Annotated in this window: 16 protein-coding genes; 8 read left to right on the top strand and 8 right to left on the bottom strand. The window is 71.3% G+C overall.

All coding sequences use genetic code 11. The annotated features are described in order from the left end of the window. Position 1: 1 nt before the first annotated feature. Positions 2-1,330 (bottom strand): ABC transporter substrate-binding protein, encoded by a 1,329-nt coding sequence (locus AB0F98_RS01660; protein WP_357727037.1) that lies wholly within the window; start codon positions 1,328-1,330, stop codon positions 2-4. 272 nt (positions 1,331-1,602) lie between these two features. On the opposite strand from AB0F98_RS01660, the gene AB0F98_RS01655 reads away from it, so the two are divergent. Both AB0F98_RS01655 and AB0F98_RS01650 read left to right on the top strand, forming a co-directional pair. Then, the gene (locus AB0F98_RS01655; protein ID WP_357727034.1) at positions 1,603-3,603 is read left to right on the top strand and encodes a beta-galactosidase; all 2,001 of its coding nucleotides are present in this window, start codon (positions 1,603-1,605) and stop codon (positions 3,601-3,603) included. A 36-nt stretch (positions 3,604-3,639) separates the two neighbouring features. Next, a complete protein-coding gene (locus tag AB0F98_RS01650) occupies positions 3,640-4,416 on the top strand; it encodes a DeoR/GlpR family DNA-binding transcription regulator (protein WP_357727031.1) in 777 nt (258 codons plus the stop codon). A 78-nt stretch (positions 4,417-4,494) separates the two neighbouring features. Here AB0F98_RS01650 and AB0F98_RS01645 read toward each other — a convergent pair whose 3' ends face one another. Continuing rightward, on the bottom strand, positions 4,495-5,370 hold the full coding sequence (locus tag AB0F98_RS01645) for a hypothetical protein (protein WP_357727028.1): 876 nt from the start codon (positions 5,368-5,370) through the stop codon (positions 4,495-4,497). An 8-nt stretch (positions 5,371-5,378) separates the two neighbouring features. Then, a complete protein-coding gene (locus tag AB0F98_RS01640; RefSeq protein WP_357727025.1) occupies positions 5,379-5,876 on the bottom strand; it encodes a SigE family RNA polymerase sigma factor in 498 nt (165 codons plus the stop codon). A gap of 272 nt (positions 5,877-6,148) precedes the next feature. Here AB0F98_RS01640 and AB0F98_RS01635 point away from each other — a divergent pair, with 272 nt between their 5' ends. Further along, positions 6,149-7,123, top strand: a complete 975-nt coding sequence (locus AB0F98_RS01635) for a sporulation protein (RefSeq protein ID WP_357727023.1) — start codon at positions 6,149-6,151, stop codon at positions 7,121-7,123. 77 nt (positions 7,124-7,200) lie between these two features. On the opposite strand, the gene AB0F98_RS01630 is transcribed toward AB0F98_RS01635, so the two are convergent. Further along, positions 7,201-7,581 carry a hypothetical protein gene (locus AB0F98_RS01630; protein WP_357727020.1) on the bottom strand — a complete coding sequence of 127 codons (381 nt, stop codon included), beginning with the start codon at positions 7,579-7,581 and terminating at the stop codon, positions 7,201-7,203. A gap of 211 nt (positions 7,582-7,792) precedes the next feature. Then, on the bottom strand, positions 7,793-9,835 hold the full coding sequence (locus AB0F98_RS01625) for a glycerophosphodiester phosphodiesterase family protein (RefSeq protein WP_357727017.1): 2,043 nt from the start codon (positions 9,833-9,835) through the stop codon (positions 7,793-7,795). A 328-nt stretch (positions 9,836-10,163) separates the two neighbouring features. Between AB0F98_RS01625 and AB0F98_RS01620 the strand changes: the two genes are divergently transcribed. Then, positions 10,164-10,586: a hypothetical protein gene (locus tag AB0F98_RS01620; protein WP_350788391.1), complete on the top strand. Its 423-nt coding sequence runs from the start codon at positions 10,164-10,166 to the stop codon at positions 10,584-10,586. 72 nt (positions 10,587-10,658) lie between these two features. Here AB0F98_RS01620 and AB0F98_RS01615 read toward each other — a convergent pair whose 3' ends face one another. The 3 genes from AB0F98_RS01615 to AB0F98_RS01605 all read right to left on the bottom strand — a co-directional run bounded on the left by AB0F98_RS01615 (position 10,659) and on the right by AB0F98_RS01605 (position 15,431). Continuing rightward, complete coding sequence (locus AB0F98_RS01615; protein ID WP_357727013.1) at positions 10,659-12,959, bottom strand: AAA family ATPase; 2,301 nt, start codon at positions 12,957-12,959, stop codon at positions 10,659-10,661. 224 nt (positions 12,960-13,183) lie between these two features. Further along, on the bottom strand, positions 13,184-14,287 hold the full coding sequence (locus tag AB0F98_RS01610; protein ID WP_357727010.1) for a sigma-E factor regulatory protein RseB domain-containing protein: 1,104 nt from the start codon (positions 14,285-14,287) through the stop codon (positions 13,184-13,186). Between the two features lie 118 nt (positions 14,288-14,405). Beyond that, the gene (locus tag AB0F98_RS01605; protein WP_357727007.1) at positions 14,406-15,431 is read right to left on the bottom strand and encodes a DUF5937 family protein; all 1,026 of its coding nucleotides are present in this window, start codon (positions 15,429-15,431) and stop codon (positions 14,406-14,408) included. A 101-nt stretch (positions 15,432-15,532) separates the two neighbouring features. On the opposite strand from AB0F98_RS01605, the gene AB0F98_RS01600 reads away from it, so the two are divergent. The 4 genes from AB0F98_RS01600 to AB0F98_RS01585 all read left to right on the top strand — a co-directional run bounded on the left by AB0F98_RS01600 (position 15,533) and on the right by AB0F98_RS01585 (position 19,417). Then, positions 15,533-16,114: a dihydrofolate reductase family protein gene (locus tag AB0F98_RS01600; protein WP_357727004.1), complete on the top strand. Its 582-nt coding sequence runs from the start codon at positions 15,533-15,535 to the stop codon at positions 16,112-16,114. 14 nt (positions 16,115-16,128) lie between these two features. Further along, a complete protein-coding gene (locus AB0F98_RS01595; protein WP_357727001.1) occupies positions 16,129-17,211 on the top strand; it encodes a questin oxidase family protein in 1,083 nt (360 codons plus the stop codon). Positions 17,212-17,288: 77 nt separating this feature from the next. Then, entirely contained in the window at positions 17,289-17,945 is a 657-nt protein-coding gene (locus AB0F98_RS01590; protein ID WP_357726997.1) for a response regulator transcription factor, read from the top strand. A 50-nt stretch (positions 17,946-17,995) separates the two neighbouring features. Continuing rightward, positions 17,996-19,417: an ATP-binding protein gene (locus tag AB0F98_RS01585; RefSeq protein ID WP_357728977.1), complete on the top strand. Its 1,422-nt coding sequence runs from the start codon at positions 17,996-17,998 to the stop codon at positions 19,415-19,417. Positions 19,418-19,427 lie beyond the last annotated feature (10 nt).

Here is a 19,427-nt window from a genome sequence, read left to right as displayed (position 1 = left end):
GTCAGCTCGTGAAGATCGACTTCTTCTGGTTCTCGATGCTGGTCAGCAGCCCGCCGATGTCCTTCGGGTCCTTGATGAACTGCTGAAGTGCCGGGATGATCACCGTGGAGGCGAAGTCCGGCCGGGTGTCCCGGTCGAGGAACTGGGCGATCTCGGTGGCCGAGCCCACCAGTTCGGCCGCCTTCTTCTGCAGGGCGCTGTAGCCGCTGGTGTCCGCGCCGGTGTTGGCGACGAGGGTGCCGGGGTCGGTCTGCACGGAGATGTTCGCCGCGTCCACGCCGCCGATGTACTCCAGCAGCTTCTTGGCGTTGGCCTCGGACTTCGGCTTGCGCGCCATCATGTAGCCGTCGATCGGCGCGTCCAGCGCCTTGGCGCCGACCACCGAGTCGATCTCCGGGAAGGTGAAGAAGTCGATGTCGGCCTGCTCGTCGGCGTTGAACTGCTGCGCCACGAAGAGGCCGAGCAGGTACATGCCGCTCTTCTTCTGTTGCAGTGACTGGGCGGCCTCCTGCCAGGTGCGGCCCAGCGAGTCCGGCTGGTGCAGCGGCAGCAACCCGGCCCAGGTGTCGAAGACCTTCTTCACCTTGTCGGAGGTCCACGCCTCCTTGCCGGCCATCAGGTCGACGTGGAACTGGTAGCCGTTGATCCGCAGGTTCAGGATGTCGAACGTGCCCATCGCCGGCCAGCCGTCCTTGTCGGCGAAGGCGATCGGGACGAGGCCGTCCTTCTTCATCTGGTTGGCCAGCGCGGTGAACTCGTCCAGGTCCTTGGGCACCTGGTATCCGTGCTGCTGCCAGACCGACTTGCGGTAGAAGACCGCCCACGGGTAGTACGAGAACGGCACGAAGTACTGCTTGCCGTCGTCGCCGGTGGAGGCCTTCTTGAAGGCGTCGGAGAAGCCGGAGAGCTTGCCCCAGACGTCGGAGACGTCACCGGCCAGTCCCCGTTCGGCGAAGAACCGCATCCGGTAGCCGGCGAACCAGGTGAACACGTCGTCCGGCTTGCCCTGCAGGTAGTTGTTGATGTTCTCCTGGAACGTGTTGTGGTCGACGGTGTTGATCGCGACCTCGATGCCCGAGGACGTCTTGAAGGCGCCCGACACCTTGGCGAGCACGTCCTTCGGCGTCGGGTCGGACGCGTTCGAGCCCATCGACACCGTCTTGGATCCGGACCCGCCGGAGTCGGAGTCGCCGCATCCGGCGAGCATTCCCGTGCCGAGCAGGCCGCCCGCGCCGGCCGCGCCGGCCAGCAGCGAACGGCGGTTGAGGCCGGCGACGGAGGGCGGTACGAGTCTGGCCAGATACTCGGCCTGGGTACGGGGACGGGACATGGTTCCTCCTGCGGATGAAGAGGTGCGCTGTGCCCAAGGTCGGGGGTGGGGGATGGGTGCTCGTGATCGCACACTGGATCCACCGTTAATCCACATTGCTGAACACGAACTCCCAGTGGCGCCTCAAGCTACCCGTCCCGACGTCCGTGTCAAGAGGGCCGGAAGGGATCGATGGCCTAGTCGTGACTGGGCTGTTACGAGGTAAACGTTGGAAACCTTTCTATGTTGGAATCTGTTGACTTGAGGGATCGATAGGGGCACGCTCTGCTGCCATGCGGCAATGGCAGGGCGATCGGATCTTCTACGGCGGCGACTACAACCCGGAGCAGTGGCCGGAGGAGACCTGGGCCGAGGACGTCCAACTCATGCGCCGGGCCGGGGTCAACCTGGTCTCCGTCGGGATCTTCTCCTGGGCCCTGCTCGAACCGGCGCCCGGCCGGTACGAGTTCGGCTGGCTGGACCGGGTGCTCGACCTGCTGCACTCCGGTGGTGTCGACGTCGACCTGGCCACCGCCACCGCGAGCCCGCCACCCTGGCTGGCGCGGCACCACCCGGAGACTTTGCCTCGCCGGGCCGACGGCACGATCCTCTGGCCGGGCGGCCGGCAGGCGTACTGCCCGAGCTCCCCGATCTTCCGGGAGCGGTCGCTCGCACTGGTGGAAACGATCGCCACCCGGTACGCCGAGCATCCCGCCGTGGTCATGTGGCACGTGTCGAACGAGCTCGGCTGCCACAACGTGCACTGCTACTGCGACGTCAGCGCCGAGGCGTTCCGGGCCTGGCTGCGCGAGCGCTACGGCGACCTGGAGCGGCTCAACGCCGCCTGGGGCACCGCCTTCTGGAGCCAGCGGTACGCCGACTGGGCCGAGATCAATCCGCCGCGCAGCGCGCCGACCTTCGCCAACCCCACCCAGCAACTCGATTTCCTGCGCTTCTCCTCCGACGAACAGCGCGCGCAACTGCGCGCCGAGCGCGAGGTGCTGCGCGGGCTGGTCCGCCAGCCGGTGACGACGAACTTCATGATCGGCACGGGCATCAAGCACCTCGACTACCACTCGTGGGCCGGCGACGTGGACCTCGTCGCCAACGACCACTACCTGACCGCCGCCGATCCGAGGGCGCACGTCGGGCTGGCGTTCTCCGCCGATCACACCCGCGGTGTCGCCGGTGGCGAACCCTGGCTGCTCATGGAGCACTCCACCAGCGCGGTCAACTGGCAACCACGCAACATCGCCAAGACCCCCGGCCAGCTGCGCCGCAACAGCCTGACGCACGTGGCCCGGGGCGCCGACGGGGTGCTCTTCTTCCAGTGGCGGGCGTCCCGGGCGGGTGCGGAGAAGTTCCACTCGGCGCTGGTGCCGCACGCAGGCCCGGAGACCAAGGTCTTCCGTGAGGTCTGCCGGCTCGGCGCCGACCTCGAAGCGCTGGCCGAGATCCGGGGCAGCCGGGTCGACGCCCAGGTGGCGATCCTCTTCGACTACGAGGCCTGGTGGGGCGTCGAACTCGACTCGCACCCCAGCGCCGACGTCACGTACCTGGACCGGATCACCGCGCTCTACGACTCGCTCTGGCGCACCGGGATCACGGTCGACGTCGTGCACCCCTCGGCCGACCTGGACCGGTACCGGCTGGTCCTGGTGCCCACGCTCTACCTGACCCGGGACGCCGACACCGCCGCGCTGCGCCGGTTCGTCGAGTCCGGTGGCACCGCACTGGTCACCTACTTCAGCGGCATCGTCGACGAGCACGACCACATCCGGCTGGGCGGCTACCCGGGCGCGTTCCGCGAGCTGCTCGGTGTGCGGACCGAGGAGTTCTTCCCGCTGCGCGAGGGGGAGCAGGTCCGGCTCGACGACGGGACCACGGCCGACGTGTGGACGGAGTGGCTGCACCCGGAGGGCGCGGAAGTGCTCGCCTCGTACGCCGACGGGCCGCTGCCCGGCGTGGCCGCGGTGACCCGGCACGCGGTGGGCGCGGGCGCCGCCTGGTACGTCGGCACCCGGTTGGCGCAGCCGGCCACCGACCGGCTGGTCGCCCGCCTGGTTGCCGAGTCCGGCGTCCGGCCGGCCGCCGCGGCACCGGCCGGCGTGGAGGTGGTCCGCCGCCGTGCCGGCGAAGGCAGCTGGCTGTTCGTGGTCAACCACACCGAGGACGCCGCGAGGATCGCCGCCGCCGGCGTCGACCTGCTGACCGGCGAACGGTGCGACGGCGAGCTGCTGGTGCCCGCCGGCGAGGTCGCGGTGGTCCGTGAGGACGCCGCGGCGACGGCCTGACCCACCGGCGGCGACGGGTCGAAGGAGGTTGACCGGATGCTCGCCCAGCAACGGCAGAGCGCCATCCTCGAGCTGATCCGGCAGCACGGCGGCGTCCGGGTCAGCCACCTGGTGAGCCGGTTCGGCGTGTCGGACATGACCATCCGGCGGGACCTGGAGGTGCTGGCCGAACGGGGCCTGGTGGACAAGGTGCACGGCGGCGCGACGCTGGCCGGGCCGGGCTCCGCCGAAGAGCCGGGATTCGCGGCGAAGTCGATCCGCCAGCAGGCCGAGAAGCGGGCCATCGCCCGGCGGGCCGCCTCGCTCGTGGAGCCCGGCATGGCCGTCGCGCTCTCCGCCGGTACGACCACCGCCGCGCTGGCACGGCTGCTCTCCGAGGTACGCGGCCTCACCGTGGTGACCAACTCGATCCCGGTGGCCGACGCGCTCTACCAGGATCCCCGGGCCGACCAGACGGTCGTGCTGACCGGCGGCATCCGTACGCCCTCGGACGCGCTCACCGGCCCGGTGGCCGAGTCGGCGATCGGCACGCTCAACGTCGACCTGCTCTTCCTCGGCGTGCACGGGATGAGCCCGCGTACGGGCTTCACCACGCCGAACCTGCTCGAGGCGGGCGTCAACCGATGCCTCATCGGCGCGGCCCGCCGGCTGGTGGTGCTCGCCGACCACACCAAGTGGGAGACGATCGGGATCGCCACCATCGCGCCGCTGGAGGCCGCCGACATTCTGATCACCGACGCCGGGCTGCCCCCGGAGGGGCGGACGCTCATCGGTGAGCAGGTCGGTGAGCTGGTCCTCGTCGAGCCGACGTAGCACCGGCTCGACGAGCGGACGTCCCGCCGGCCGTCGGCTGCCGTGCCGTTGGGCGCGGACAGTCGACCGCCCGGCCCCTCACTCCAGGTGGAAACGTTCGTCGACGGCGAGGCCCGCCAGCTGCCGAAGGGAGAACGGCAGCGTGACGAGACCCGGCTCGTTCGCGTCGAGCGTCCGCCCCTGAGCGACGAAGACCACCACGCCGTCCGGATGCCGGTAGGCCGCCCACTGGTCGAACCGGTCGTCCACGGTGGGCCGGGCCACCACACCCACCTGCGCCGTTTCGACGGTCACCACCTGGCACTCGCCCTGCATGCCCCAGAACCCGCGGGCGAGCGCGCACGGCTCGCTCGGTAGCTCATTGCCCGCGGTGTGTGTCTCGACGAGCAGCCGGCCGGTCCGATCGCCCTGGGCGAGGGCCGCCGACGACATGTAACTCCAGACGTCGACACCGTCCACCCGCTCCTCGAACTGCGCCTGGTGGCTTCGTAGCGGCATCGCGTCCGCCGGCCGGCCCGGCGCGTCCTCGGGCGCGGTGTAACCGGTGGGTACGACGGAGACGATCTCACCGAGCAGCCGGACACCCTGGTCGTACCTCGAACCGGCCTGTGCGGTCCGGTCTTCCTGCGGGTGGCCGTCCGGTCCGGTCGGCCACGGCGTCGCGGAATCCTTCGACGTGGGCGGCACGGCCGACGCGGGGCCGGCCGGCTTCGTCGGTGGCGTGGCCGGCGCTGGACCCGCGGGGCCGGAGTAGCTGCCGTCCGGGGTGTTCGCGGTGGCGACGCCGGCGAGGGCCAACACCGCTGCGGCGGATCCGGCGCAGGCCCAGATGGTACGGCGGCGTGCGCGGGCCCGCCGGGCCACGCCGAGCATGCCGGCGGTACCCAGTGGTGGTGGTGGGTGACTGGCCGCCATCTCGCCGCGTAGCGCCGCACGCAGCTCGTCCCCGTTCATCGGGCCTCCTACTGGATCTCGTTGTGACTGACGGGGAGGAGGCCGCGGAGCGTGTCGAGGCCCCGGGCGGCCTGGCTCTTCACCGTCCCGGGTGAGCAGCCCAGCAGCGTGGCGGACTCCTCGACCGACAGGTCCTCCCAGTACCGGAGAATCAGGACGGCACGTTGGCGCGGCGGCACGGCGGCCAACGCCTGGAGCATCACCAACCGGTTCTCCGGCGAGTGCGGCGGCGTCGGCCGATCGGTGTCCGCGCCGCCCACCTGCTCTCGTCGCCACCAGCCGCGCCGTCGCTCGTCGAGGAACGTGCGGACCAGGATCTGGCGCACGTAGGAGTCCAGCACCTCGTGCCGCGCCACCCGGTTCCAGACCAGGTAGAGCTTCGTGAACGCCGTCTGCACCAGGTCCTCCGCCCGGTGCCAGTCGCCACAGAGCAAATAGGCGGTGGCACGCATCGCGTCCGACCGCGCCGCGAAGTACTCCGCGAACGCGGCGTCGCGATCAGCCATGAGAAACCTCCGTCCCCACGATTCGAGTTAGTCACGCGGTGTCCCCCTCGGCGGGTTGCACGGGGAAGCAACTGCGCCGGACCCTTGTGTCACGACCAACGCGCGGCAACCGCCGGCCGTGACGCGCGGTAGCTGGCGACCCACCGGCCGACCCGCCTGCCGTCACCCGTACCGGCGCGCTTCACAGGGACCTCACAGGGGTGCTCGATAGGGTGCGATCGAGCAACGTCCGGCTCCACGGTGGAGCCCTCGGCGGTCGCACGGGAGTTCCGATGGTCTTCAAGAAGATGATGAGCGCGTTCGGTGTGGGCGGCCCCAGCGTCGACACGGTGCTGACCAACCCGAACACCCGTCCGGGTCTGGGCCTCGACGGGCAGGTCAACCTGCTCGGCGGGGACACGCCGGCAAAGATCGAGCAGGTGGTGCTCGGGCTGGTCACCCGGGTCGAGATCGAGGGGCACGACACCGAGTACGCGGGCATGGTGGAGTTCCACCGCATGGTGGTCAGCGGCCCGCTGGAGCTGGCCCCGAAGCAGCAGTTGGCCATCCCGTTCCAGCTGCCGGTGCCGTGGGAGACGCCGATCACCGACGTCTACGGCCAGCGGCTGCGCGGCATGACGATGGGTCTGCGTACCGAGCTGGCGGTGGCCCGCGCGGTGGACAAGAGCGATCTGGACCAGGTGGCGGTGCACCCGCTGCCGGTGCACGAGCGGATCCTCGACGCGTTCCAGCGCCTCGGCTTCCGGTTCAAGAACGCCGACCTCGAACGCGGTCAGATCTACGGCGTGCAGCAGACGCTGCCGTTCTACCAGGAGATCGAGTTCTTCGCGGCGCCGCAGTACGCGCAGACGGTCCGCGAAGTCGAGCTGACCTTCGTGACCAACCAGTACGGCGTCGACGTGGTGCTGGAGTGCGACAAGCGGGGCGGCTTCCTCAGCTCCGGGCACGACAGCTACGGCCGCTACCAGGTCGCGCACGCCGACGCCGACCGGCTCGACTGGACGCAGGTCGTCGACGGCTGGCTACGCGAGACGACCTCGCACTACGGCAGCATGCACGCCGGCGGCTTCGGGCACGCCCCGGCGTACGGCGGCCACCAGGGACACCACGGACACGGGCGTGGCCCGGGGATGGGCGGGATGCTCGCCGCCGGCGCGCTCGGCGTCGCCGGCGGCCTGGTCGCCGGGGAGCTGATCGAGGACGCCTTCGAGGGCGACCTGGGCGAGGACCTCGGCTTCGACGAGTAGGTCCATCGGTTTCGCAAGTGGGACGCGTAGGACGGCGGCCTCCGGGAGTTCCCGGAGGCCGCCGTCCGTAGGAAGCGTCAACGCCGGCCGGTGCGCCGCTCGCTGAGCGACCGCTTCGGCGACCCGGCCTTCGAGAGACCTCGGCTCACCAGGTAACCGGCGGTCAGCGCGGCGATGATCCACCACGACTGAACCGGGTTGTTGATGTTCAACCCGTTGGTGTCCGAACCGCCCCAGAACGCGGCGATCACCACGCCCGCCATCACGACGGCGTAAATCCAGAATTCCGTCGTGAGAAACGCCTGCTTGGTCTCGGTGCCGGTCTGCGGCATCTGCTCCCGATGCCCGTCACTGATCACCGGCATCGGACGCGTCGGCGTCTCCTGCATGGCCTGACGGTTCTGAACGTCGGCGGCCGGTCGGTTCATCGGCCTGGTGGATGCAGCCTGGGTGCTCATCTTGTCCTCCTCAGGATGCGATGAGTCGTGCGCTCCCCGCCCCGCTACCGCGTTTCGGCCACGGCATGGTTTCGGGTCTCGTGGCGGGGACGCTCACCGACTACCCGAGGCTCAGGGAGAGGTAACACCCGGTGCCGGTCCGGAAATCGGCGGTGGTCTGCGTCGCACCGACGCCGGTGACGCCCTGGGCGGGCACCACCGGCGTGGTACGTCAGCGCAGGCCGTTGCGGATCGCGACGCCGACCAGCAGGGCGGGGTCGTCGGTGATGATGCCGTCCACACCGAGTTCGATCACGCGCTGCATCACCGACGCGTCGTCGACGGTGTAGGGAACCACCTTCAGCCCGTACCGGCTCTGCAGGGTCCGCACATCCGGTCCGTGGAAGTACGCCGGGTTCTCGCGCAGGTACCAGTCGGCTGAGGCGACGGTGCCCTGCGCCGGGTCGTGCACCTGCCAGTTGGCCGACACGGTGCCGGCGCCGGCGGCCCGGATCAGCTTCCCGAGGTCCTGGTACTTCCACCAGTCCAGCCCGGCCGTCCAGGGGCTCTTCACGGACCGGTCGCCGTACACCGCCTGCAACGAGCACTCGTCGGCGAGGCTGGCGCACTCGGCCGGGCCGTACTGCCAGAGCAGCGCGACGGTGTCGATGCGCTTGTTCAGCCGGCGGGCGTAGGTGATGGTTCGCCAGTCGAAGGACTGGATCGTGACGCGGTCGGTGAACCCGGCCCGCTCGATCGCGGTCACCAGCTTGCGGGTGAAACTGCGGTACGGCTCGGTGTCGTCGACCAGTGGGCTGATCTTGGTTTCGATGTTCATCCGGATGTCGTTCCGGCCGCTGCGCTCCACCAGCGCGAAGACCTCGTCGAGTGTGGGGATCCGGGCACCGGGAGCGGGCACCTGCTCGGGTAGCTCGGGCAGCGTCCTGGTGCCGCAGTCGATCGTCTTGATCTGTGCGAGGGTCAGCTCGTGCACCAGCTTGCCGACGTACGGGAACTCCGGGTCACCCGGGCGGGCCGGCGCGGTGTCGACGCAGTGCGAACCGTTGATGGCGCGATCGTGCAGCACGACGAGCGCGCCGTCGGCGGTGACCCCCGTGTCGAGCTCCAGGGTCGAGATCGCCTTGTTCCCCAGCGCGTTGGTGAACGCGGGCAGGGTGTTCTCCGGCAGTTCGGCCCGGCCGCCGCGGTGCGCCTGAATGTCGAAGGGCGAGGCGTACGCCTTCGGCAGCCGGTAGCCGCGCTGCGCGAGCAGGCCGCGCAGCCGGTCCGGGTAGTCGGTGATGAGGCCGTCCACGCCGTCGTCGATGAGCTTCGCCATGGTCGGCACGTCGTCCACCGTCCACGGGATCACCTTGATGCCGTAGCGGTGGGCCCGCGCCACCATCTCCTTGGTGACGTACGGCTGATAGTCGGGGTCGGTGACCATGCCGTTCTGTGGGAAGCCGTGCACGGGTGAGAACGCGGCCGCGCCGAAGCTGCGGATTGCCTTGATCGGATCGCCGCCGAAGTCGTCGATGTCGAGGCCGCCCAGCCACGGCGAAGCGCCCGGCTGGCCCGTCTGCAGGAAGTCGTAGTTGGTGAGGGCCACCAGCGGCAGCCGTGGTTCGACCTGGCGCATCCGCATCAGCGCGCCCCAGTCGAAGCTCTGGATCGTCACCTGCCCGAGCAGGCCGGCGCGGCGGATCTCGGCCGCGGTGACCTGCACGAACTGTTCCCGAGGCGCGGTCTCGGCCGGCGCGCCGGCCTCCACCTTGGTCTCCACGTTGAGCTTCACGTCGTCGGCGTCGTACCGCTTCACCAGGTCGAAGACCTCGCGCAGCAGTGGCATCCGCGCACCCGGCACGGCGAGCTGACCCGGCTTGTCCGCCAGCGTCTTCGAGCCGCAGTCGAGGGTGCGTACCTGGGGCAGGGTGAGCGTGTTGACGTACTTCCCGACGTACGGGTACTCCGGATCGCCGGGCGTCACCGGCGCGGTGTCGACGCACTTCGCGCCGCTGATCCTGCGGTCGTGGGTCACCACGGCCTGCCCGTCCTCGGTGATCTGTACGTCCAGTTCGAGGGTGCCGACCCCGAGCTGGAGGGCGTTGCCGAACGAGGCGAGCGTGTTCTCCACCCGCAGCCCGAGGCCGCCGCGGTGAGCCTGCAGGTCGAACGTCCGGTCCGGACGCGGCTTCGCTGCGGCGGGCGCCGTGAGCCCGGTTGTCACGGTCGCCGCCGCAAGGGCCGCGACCGCGATACGTCGTACTGTGCGCACGCTGTCACTCCTCCTCCGGCAGGCCACTCCCGCCGGTCGCGGGTCAGCATGGGCAGTGGGTACGGCGGGGAGGCGCACAGCGGGAAACGCGCGGGTTAACCGGTAGGGACGGTGTATGTCCACCTCGTCGATGCGTGAGTGGTTGTGCGCGTTCCCTTCTCCTGACGGAGGTTCGTCGTGCCGGCTGAGGGTCCGGCGCGACGGCGTCCTTTGCGGCGACCGGGCCGTCCGTCGCTGTTCGACGCGGGATCCGCGGCGCGGCCGCCGTGTTTGACGTCCCCGGCGGCGGGCACGCAGCGAGACCGACGTTTCTGCGAGGTGGTTTGACGTGCGTGAGGATGACATGCGACAGGAGGCCGCCCGGCGGGCCGAGGAACGCATCGCCGGCGGGATCTACGGCAAGGGCGCCGTCGACGAGGTGACGGTGCCGCGCACGGATGTGCAGCGGGCGATTCAGGATGTCGACCCGGACGACCCGGCACACGAGCGGATCGACCCGACCGTGCTCCGCGACGGCGGGCCCGTCGGCGGGCAGGGAGCGGTCACCACGACCGGCGGCACCGCCGGCCCGGCCAGCGCGCGGCGGGTGGCGCGGCAGCCGGAGCAACATCGCGGCAAGGTGGCGCCGACGACCACCGGGGACGCCACCACCGGTGGCATGAGCACCCCGGCCGGCGGATCCACAAGTGACCAGTCCAGCAGCGCCAGCCAGGTGGGCAACTTCACCACCGAGACGGACCCGTCCCGGTGATCATGAGGTTGGCGGGACTGTCCGAGATCGAAAGCCCACGCCAACCTCATGATCGACCGGTGGTGTCCTCCGTCAGGCCGTCGTGGCCGGGCGGAGGACGCCGAGGCGTTGGGTGGCCCGGGTGAGGGCGACGTAGAGATCGCTGCGGCCGCGCGGCGACTCCGCCACGATCAGGTCCGGGTCGATCACCAGCACCGAGTCGAACTCGAGCCCCTTCGCCTGCGCCACGGTGAGGACGACGACCCGGCTCTCCAGTTCGGGGTTGTCGCCGATGGCGGCCTCCGGCAGCGCCGCGGTGAGCGTCGCCCCCAGCTCGTCGACCAGTCCGGCCGGCACGATCACGCCGAGCCGGCCGTCGCCCAGCCCGGCCGCCTCCCGGGCCGCCGCGTCGACCAGCTCAACGGTCAGCCGGTCCGCGGCGACCGTGCGGTCCCACGGCGGTACGCCGCTGGCGCGTACGGAGCGGGGCGGGGTCAGCGTCGGGTCGATCTCGGTGAGCAGGTCGGCGGCGACCGCCATGATCTCCGCCGGGGTGCGGTAGCTGACGGTCAGCTCGGTCAGCCGCCACCGGTCGGCCACGTACGGCGCCAACGCCTCCCGCCAGGACCGGGTGCCGGTGAGCGCGCCCGTCTGCGCCACGTCGCCCACGATGGTCATCGACCGGCTCGGGCAGCGGCGCATCAGCAGGCGCCAGGCCATCGGCGACAGTTCCTGCGCCTCGTCCACGATGACGTGTCCGAAGGCCCACTTCCGGTCGGCCGCCGCTCGCTGCGCGGTGGTCAGCCGGTCCGTCTCCTCCTGCCGTTCCAGCAGCCGTTCGGCGTCGATCAGGTCGGTCACACCGAGGATCTCACCGCCGTCGGCCTCGTCCTCCACGTCGATCGAGCGTGAGCCGCGGGCGATCTCCAGTACGCCTTCGGCGTACTCCCGTTGGAGCGAGCGGATGCGCTCCCGGAGAGCCGCGGCCTCGCGCTCGTCCTCGCCGAGCAGTTCGGCGGCCTCGTCGAGCAGCGGCACGTCGGCCGGCGTCCAGCCGCCCGGCTCCCGGTGCAGCAGCGAGCGCTCCTCCGCGGTGAGCATCGGCGCCGCGGTGGCGATGCGGTCCGGGTCGGCGTACAAGTCGGCGAGGAGTCGCTGTGGGCTGAGCACGGGCCACAGTTCGTCCAACGCCGCCCGGATCTCCGGCTCCTCCCGCAGCTCGCGGCGGATCTCAGCGCGGTCGGCCTCGTCGAGCAGGTTCTCGCCGCCCAGCGGATCGGCGCCGATGCGCTCGGCCACCTGCTCGGCGAGAGCGTGGACGATCTCGACGTCGAAGAGCGCCCGGGCCAGGTTGTGCGGTCGGCCGGTGCGGCGGGCCCGATCACGGGCCGCGCGTACCGTCTCGGGGTCCAGGGTGAGCGCTTCCCGCTCCACCTCGATCTCCATCGGTTCGTCCGGCACCCGCTGCCGGTCCCGCACCGCGGCCGCCAGCACGTCGACCATCACCGCGCGGCCCTTGAGCGCTGCGGTCTCGGCGGGCTCGACGCGGCGCGCCTGTACACCGGGGAAGAGGTCGGCCTGGGTACGCAGCAGCACACCGGTCTCGGCCAGCGCCGGGAGCACGTGGGAGATGTAGCGCAGGAACGTGGCGTTCGGGCCGAGCAGCAGCACGCCCCGGGTGGAGAGCTCGCGTCGGTGCGTGTAGAGCAGGTACGCCGCCCGGTGCAGCGCGACGGCGGTCTTGCCGGTGCCCGGGCCGCCCTGGACCACGAGGACGCCGGGAAGATCGGCGCGGATGATCTTGTCCTGTTCGACCTGGATGGTCTCGACGATGTCCCGCATCCGGCCGCTACGCCCGGCGTTCAAGGCCGCCAACAGCGACGCTTCGCCGGTCAGCTCCTCGTGTGCCGTGGGAGAGGCGGTGTTGATGTCCAGCACCTCGTCGTTGAGGCCGGTCACCTTGCGCTGCCGCGTACGCAGGTGCCGTCGGCGCCGTACGCCCTGCGGGTTGGCGGCCGTGGCGAGGTAGAACGGGCGGGCCGCCGGCGCCCGCCAGTCCATCAGCAGCGGGTCGTAGTCGCCGCTGGTGTCGAAGATGCCGATCCGGCCGATGTAGCGACGCGAACCGTCCTCGCCGTCGAGCCGGCCGAAACAGAGCCCGTTCTCGACCGCGGAGAGCTGCTCGACCTGTTCGGCGTACATGCGCACCGAACTGTCGCGCTGGGAACGGGCCTGGAGGGTGCCGCCGGTCGTCCGTAGCTCGTCGGTGAGCCGGCTGGCGGCCTGCTCACGAAGCTGGTCGAGGCGTTGGTAGAGCACAGAGACGTACTCCTGCTCGCGGCCGATCTCGTCGTCGAGCGGCAATTCGCCGGTACCGCCGGAGTGCCTTGACAAGCCGTCTCCCTAGAAACTATAATTGTTGCTGGAACGGCATTTTTTAGCCGTTCTTTTTTTATGCCTGAATTCTGAAAGATAGCGTGCCGCCGCCGTCTCGGCCAAACGAACGGACCGGTGGACTTCGCGACCGGTCCGGTACGTGCGACGGCGCCGCCGGTGATGTGCCGGCGGCGCCGTCGTCTCTCGATGTCCGCCCCTGTCGAATCGGGCGGGTGGCCAGGTCAGCCGCGGGCCGCCTCGTAGAGCCGCTCCGGGGTCACCGCCCCGGCCAGCACCCGGCCGTCGTCGGTGAGCAGCACGTTGAACAGCTTCGCGGTGAACAGCCGTCCGCTGCCCCAGGCGCCGCTGACCTCCGGCAACGAGCCGAGCACGCCGGCGATCTCACCGCCGGCCGGGCTCTTGGTCCCGGCGGCGCCCTTCGCGCCGACCTGCGCCACCAGCACCGTGGTCCAGCCGGTCCCGACCGTACGCAACTGCGGGTGCTCCGGCATCGCGGGCCTGGCGGCCGGGCGGTCCGTCCGATCGGCCTTCTCCTCCCGCACCGTCACGCCGGGCGGCGGGTTGAAGGTGAACTGGTCGGCGTCCGGGCGCCGGAAGTCGATCTGGGTGAACGCGACCTCGAAGGCAGGCTGGTCGCTGCCGGTCGCGAAGATCTCGAACCGCAGCGGGACGTGCTCGTCGGCGTCGATGGCGATCCGCACCTGGTGGACCAGCGACGCCTCGTCGCGCGGCTCCAGCACCAGTTCGTACGCCTCCCGCCCGGCGACCGTGGCGGCGCGCCCGACGCTGACCACGGTGCTCGGCTCGATGGCGGCGAGCGCCTGGTCGGCGGCCTCCTGGGGCGTGGCCGGCAGCTCCGGCGCGGCGTCGCCGCCGGTCCCGCGCTTCCCGGCGGCCTCGCTGCCCAGGGTGCGGTGGGTCGCCGTGTTGCCGCGGCTGTCCCAGGTCCACACGTCCCGGCCGTTGCGGATGAGGTCGCGTTCGCCGAGCGTGTCCAGCAGCGCGATCCGCTGCCGGTCCGGCCCGGAGTGCCAGACCCGCAGGGTGTGCGTACCGCTGGCCAGCGCGGCCAGGTCGTTGCTGCCCGCGGCGAGGCCCGCGATCGACGGCAGGCCCAGGTCGGCCCGTTGCACGACGGTGCCCGAGAGCCCTTCCAGCTGCGAGGTCTGCAGATCTACCAGGAGCTGCGCGGCGGTGCGGGGCGGCAGGCTCGGCTCGGCCTCGGCGGCGAACGTGCCGACCGCGGCGCCACCGCCGATCACGGTGACGGCGGCGGCCACCGGCACCAGCCAGCGCAGAACGGGACGGCTCTTCAGGACGGACATGATGTGACACCTCCTGATGACATACTGCCTGGTTCACGCTGTGACGGCGCTGAGAGCGGCCGATCCGAGCGCTCGTCCGGTGTCGGGAGTGTCGCCCGACACCACCGGATGGGCACGTTCAGGCGCCGGAGGGTCGGCCCGCCTCGCTGAGCAGTTGGTCGCCGAGTGCGGTCCGTGAGTAGAGCACCTGCCGGCCCGCGCGACGCGAGGTGAGCAGTCCGGCGGCGCGCAGCGCCTGAAGGTGCACGCTGAGCGTCGGCGCGGAGAGCGCCATCTGGGTGGCGGCCTGGCTGGTCGACATCGGCAGATCGAGCTGGGCCAGCAGGGCGGCCCGGGTCTGCCCGAGCACGCCGGCGAGCGCCGAGTCGGGCTGCTCGGAGTGCTCTCCCCAGAGCCGGCCGAGACCGCGCGGGGAGTAGGAGACGCTGGGCGACTCGGGCTGCGCGGTCCGCACCAGGACATCCGGCCAGGCGAAGGCGCAGGGCACGAGGAGCAGGCCTCGTCCGCCGCAGTCGGCGTGGCCCTCGTAGTACTTGGCGATCGTCAGCGTCTGGTCGGCGAACGTCACCGACGGATGCAGATTGTTCATCATCCGGTCGACGCCACCGTCGGCCAGCGCCTCGAGCCGGTACGCGATGTCCTCGTTGAGCAGCGCGTCGATCCGCGGCCAGTGCGGGGCGATGGCAACCCGGTGGTACGCCTCGATCGCCTCGGTGATCGGTCCGATGCCCGCGTCGGGCCGGTCCACCAGCGCCTGGAGCAGTGCCCGCCGCCGTTCGCAGCCGGGCCCCTGCTGGGCGACCCGGTGTGACGCCAGGTGCGCCAACTCCTTGGCCACCGCCTCCGGGTCGGCGTCGGCGACCTGCGCGAGGGCGTCCGCGAAGGTCGGGGACCGGCGACCCGGCGGCGGTACCAGGAAGTCGGGGATGTAGCCCGCCGGGCGCACCAACGCTCGCAGCAGGTCCAGATCGCGCTTGCGCAGCCTGCCCGCGCACTCGGCGAACCGGTCGATCCAGGGACGGTGCAGGTGCCGTCCCCGACTCCCGGCGGCCAGCGCACGGAGGCTGGCGACGGTCTCCGTGAGGGGCGAGGCGGCGAAGCGTACCCGGGCCAGGTCGGCCGCCGTGAAGTGCAGGTGGATCAATCAGCCACCCCTCCCGATTAGGTCTGAGCCTAATCGTGGCCGGGCGTGGGACACCACTACAGACTGAGGTCACCATTCGGACAACGGATAGGACATTGAGAATGCGCACGCTGATCTACACCGCCTTCGTCTCGCTCGACGGCGTCGTCGACTCGCCCGGCGGTGGCAGCCCGACCGAGAACCACCGCAGCGGTGGCTGGACCTACAAGGACATCAAGGTCGTGCCCGAGGCGTACGAGCTCAAGGGCCGGGAGACCCAGGAGGCCACCGCGCTGATGTTCGGCCGGAAGAGCTACGAGGTGTTCTCGCCGGTGTGGCCGGACATGGCGGAGTTCGCCGACCTCAAGGAGCTGCCGAAGTACGTCGTGTCCGGCACCCTCGGCGAGGACGCCCTCGTCGACAACTGGGGTGACATCACGATCCTGCGCAGCCTCGACGACATCGCGAAGGTCAAGGAGACCGACGGTGGCCCGATCTTCATCCACGGCAGCGCCACCCTCGCCCGCAACCTCTCCGACGCCGGCCTGATCGACCGCTACCATCTGCTGCTCTACCCGTTGCTGCTCGGCGCCGGCAAGCGGATGTTCAGCGACACCGACAAGGACAAGCAGATGTTGAAGCTGCTCGAGTCCGAGACGTACGCCAACGGCATCACCAAGCTCGTCTACGACGTCGTCCGCTGAGGCTCCCCGCCGCCATGACCAGCGGAGCGACGACGGACGCCCTGCCCGCGGCCTACGAACGGCTGCACGCGTACGGGCCGGAGTTCGGGGGCGACGAGGAGGGCAACCACGGGCTGACCAACCACGGCCCGATGGCCGTGGAGGTCATGGTCCGGCGGGGGCTCGACATCGACGTCGAGGGCTGGCTCGGGCGCTACGTACGCCGCCTGGCGGAGCTGCCCGGCACGAGCGAGGCCGTCCGGCGCGGCGAGTGGAACGTGGCGCTGGGCCAGGCACGACGGCTGCCGGACTGGACCGCGTTCTTCCGGCACGAGCTGACCGAACGCCCGTGGTCGGAGGTGCTCGCCGAGTGGTGGCCGCGACTGCTGCCGGGGATCGTGGCCGGCTCCACCCACGGCGTCATCCGGGTCGGGCACGCGGTGCGTACGCTGCGCGGCACGGATCGCCCACCGGCCCGGCAGACCCTCGACGAATTGGCCCACGGGCTGGCGTTCTGGGCGGCACGTTACCGCGAGCTCGGCGGGACGGTCGCGCCCGCGGGCACCCTCACACCGGACCAGGCCCTGCGGGCCGTCACCCGGCTCGAGGACCAGAGCGGCTTCATCGCTCACCGGCTCGACCGGCTCGAGCGCAGCCCGGGCTGGACCGCGAGCCTGCGTGCGCTGGAACCCGCCCCGTCCGCCGAGCAGGTCCCGGCGCGGGTGGAATCGCTCGTCGACCTCGCAGCCAAGGCCTACCTCGGGTTCGGTCACGGCTCACCGGTCCTGCTGGTGCACGCCGCCACCGCGCCCAACGCCGTGCGGCACGTGCTCCCGGTCCTGCCGACCGAACAGTGGCTGCCGAGCCTCACGGCGGCCTGGGCGGCCGTGGTGGCGGTCGTCGCCACGTACGCCCCGGCCCGGCCGGCACCGTACGCGGAGATCGTCCGACGCCATCCGCAGCCGACCCGTGCGGACGCGCTCCAGCAGGCGGCCGAGCACGGCGACGAGCACGTCCTGAAGTTCGCCGACACGGCAGTCGAGTCGTACGACCGCACCGGCGACCCAGAGCTGCTCACCGCGACCCTGCACGCCGGTCGGTTGATCGACCGTCCCTGACGCGGGACGGCTCCGGCCTCCTCGCCCGGCTTCGAGGGCGAGGAGGCCGGAGTGCGGCGCAGTGGCACCCTTGATCCGTGCGGCTGCTGGTGGTGGAGGACGAGGCGCGGCTGGCGGCCTCGCTGCAACGAGGTCTGCAGGCTGAGGGCTTCGCGGTGGACGTGGCGCCGACCGGGCCGGCCGGATTGGACGCGGCGCGGGGCGGTGGCTACGACGCGATGATCCTGGACGTCATGTTGCCGGGTTGTTCGGGCTACGAGGTGGTCCGTCGGCTGCGTGCCGAGGAACACTGGCTTCCGGTGCTCATGCTCTCGGCCAAGGACGGCGAGTACGACCAGGCCGACGGGCTGGACTGCGGGGCCGACGACTATCTCACCAAGCCCTTCTCGTACGTGGTGCTGCTGGCTCGGCTGCGCGCGCTGCTGCGGCGCGGCGCGCCGGAACGCCCGGTCGTGCTGGCGGTGGGCGACCTCAGGCTCGACCCCGCGCGGCGGCGGGTGACCCGGGCCGGCACGGAGGTGGCACTTACCGCCCGTGAGTTCGCGCTGCTCGACTACCTGATGCGCCGCCCCGGCGAGGTGGTCTCCAAGACCGAACTGTTGGACCACGTCTGGGACGCGAGTGTGGAGACGGCACCCAACGCCGTCGAGGTCTACGTCGGCTACCTGCGCCGCAAGATCGGCCGCGAGCGACTGGAGACGGTCCGCGGCGCCGGCTATCGGCTCGCCACGTGAGCGCGCTGCCGCGTCCGTGGCTGCCCGCGCTCGGGCTGCGCGGCCGGCTGATGGCGATCGGCGTGTTCGGTCTCTCGGTCGGACTGGCGCTCGGCGGGCTGGTGCTGCTCGGTGTGCTGGGTTACGTGCTGCAGCGCAGCGTGGACAGCGAGGCGTTCCGCACCGCGGACGCGGTCGCCCTGCTCGCCGCCGAGGACGCGTTGCCCGATCCACTGCCGGTGGCCGGCGGGCAGGTCCGGGTCCAGGTGATCGACACCCAGGGGCGGGTACGGGCCGCGTCGATCGACGCCGACCGCCTGGTGCCGATGGTCCGCCCGGAGCGGCTCGAACCGCACCGCCGGCAGCGCCTGTCGGTGTCGGGGGAGCGGGCCGGGCTCGCCGGCCCGGTCCGGGTCGTGACGGTGCCCGCCGGTACGGCCACCGACCCGCTCACCGTCCTGGTCGCGAAGTCGATGACGGACGTACGGCACAGCACGCAGGTGGTCGGGAGCATCCTCCTGATCAGTTTTCCGTTGCTGGTGGCGGTCCTCGCCGCGGTCGCCTGGCGGGTGGTCGGCGCGACCCTGCGGCCGGTGGAGGCGCTGCGTCGCGGCGCCGAGGAGATCACCGGACGAGCCGGACCCGACCGTCTTCCGGTGCCCGCCTCGCGCGACGAGGTGCACCGGCTGGCCGTCACCCTCAACGGGATGTTGGATCGGCTGGATTCGGCTCGGCGACGACAGCGGGCCTTCCTCGCCGACGCGGCCCACGAGCTGCGCAGTCCGGTCACCAACATCCGCACCGAACTGGAGGTGGCCCGCCGCCTCGGCGACCGTACGGACTGGGCGGCGGTGACCGAGAACCTGCTCGCCGACACCGAACGGCTGGGCCGGCTGGTGAACGACCTGTTGCTGCTGGCCCGGCTCGACGAGTCCGACGCCGACCAGGACGGGAATGCCGGCACGACCGGGGCGGGCGGCGGTGTCAGCGGCGCGGCCGGGGCGGGCAGCGGCGTCAGCGGCGGGGCCCGGTCGAGCGGCGTCGGCCCGGTCGAGTTGGGCGAGTTGCTCACCGCGGTCGCCGCCCGCTACCCGTCGCCGCCGGTCCACGCGTCGCCGCCGGACGAGCCGCTGTGGATCGTCGGGCACCCGGACGAGTTGCGCCGGGTGCTGACCAACCTGGTGGACAACGCGGTTCGGCACGCGCGTACCCGGGTGGTGCTGGCCGCCGTACCGGACGGCGCGTACCACCTGGTGACGGTGACCGACGACGGACCGGGCATTCCCGCCGCGGACCGCGATCGGGTCTTCGACCGGTTCACCCGGCTGGACGACGCGCGGGCCCGCGACGCCGGTGGGGCCGGCCTGGGGCTGTCGATCGTCCGCGAGCTGGTGCGCCGGGCCGGTGGCACGGTCAGCCTCGCCGACGCCGACCCCGGACTGCGGGTACTGCTCCGCCTCCCGCCCCTACCCACCGACGACCGCAGCAACTAGTTCACGGAAA

It is taken from the genome of Micromonospora sp. NPDC023737 (genome assembly GCF_040639715.1).
GTDB lineage: Bacteria > Actinomycetota > Actinomycetes > Mycobacteriales > Micromonosporaceae > Micromonospora.
This window is presented reverse-complemented; position numbering and strand designations above follow the sequence as displayed.

Coding starts and splice junctions, on each gene's coding strand:
- AB0F98_RS01610 (WP_357727010.1), bottom strand. CDS start 14,287: ATGTCCGTCCTGAAGAGCCGTCCCGTTCTGCGCTGGCTGGTGCCGGTG.
- AB0F98_RS01600 (WP_357727004.1), top strand. CDS start 15,533: ATGCGCACGCTGATCTACACCGCCTTCGTCTCGCTCGACGGCGTCGTC.
- AB0F98_RS01585 (WP_357728977.1), top strand. CDS start 17,996: ATGGCGATCGGCGTGTTCGGTCTCTCGGTCGGACTGGCGCTCGGCGGG.
- AB0F98_RS01650 (WP_357727031.1), top strand. CDS start 3,640: ATGCTCGCCCAGCAACGGCAGAGCGCCATCCTCGAGCTGATCCGGCAG.
- AB0F98_RS01595 (WP_357727001.1), top strand. CDS start 16,129: ATGACCAGCGGAGCGACGACGGACGCCCTGCCCGCGGCCTACGAACGG.
- AB0F98_RS01645 (WP_357727028.1), bottom strand. CDS start 5,370: ATGAACGGGGACGAGCTGCGTGCGGCGCTACGCGGCGAGATGGCGGCC.
- AB0F98_RS01630 (WP_357727020.1), bottom strand. CDS start 7,581: ATGAGCACCCAGGCTGCATCCACCAGGCCGATGAACCGACCGGCCGCC.
- AB0F98_RS01655 (WP_357727034.1), top strand. CDS start 1,603: ATGCGGCAATGGCAGGGCGATCGGATCTTCTACGGCGGCGACTACAAC.
- AB0F98_RS01635 (WP_357727023.1), top strand. CDS start 6,149: ATGGTCTTCAAGAAGATGATGAGCGCGTTCGGTGTGGGCGGCCCCAGC.
- AB0F98_RS01640 (WP_357727025.1), bottom strand. CDS start 5,876: ATGGCTGATCGCGACGCCGCGTTCGCGGAGTACTTCGCGGCGCGGTCG.
- AB0F98_RS01660 (WP_357727037.1), bottom strand. CDS start 1,330: ATGTCCCGTCCCCGTACCCAGGCCGAGTATCTGGCCAGACTCGTACCG.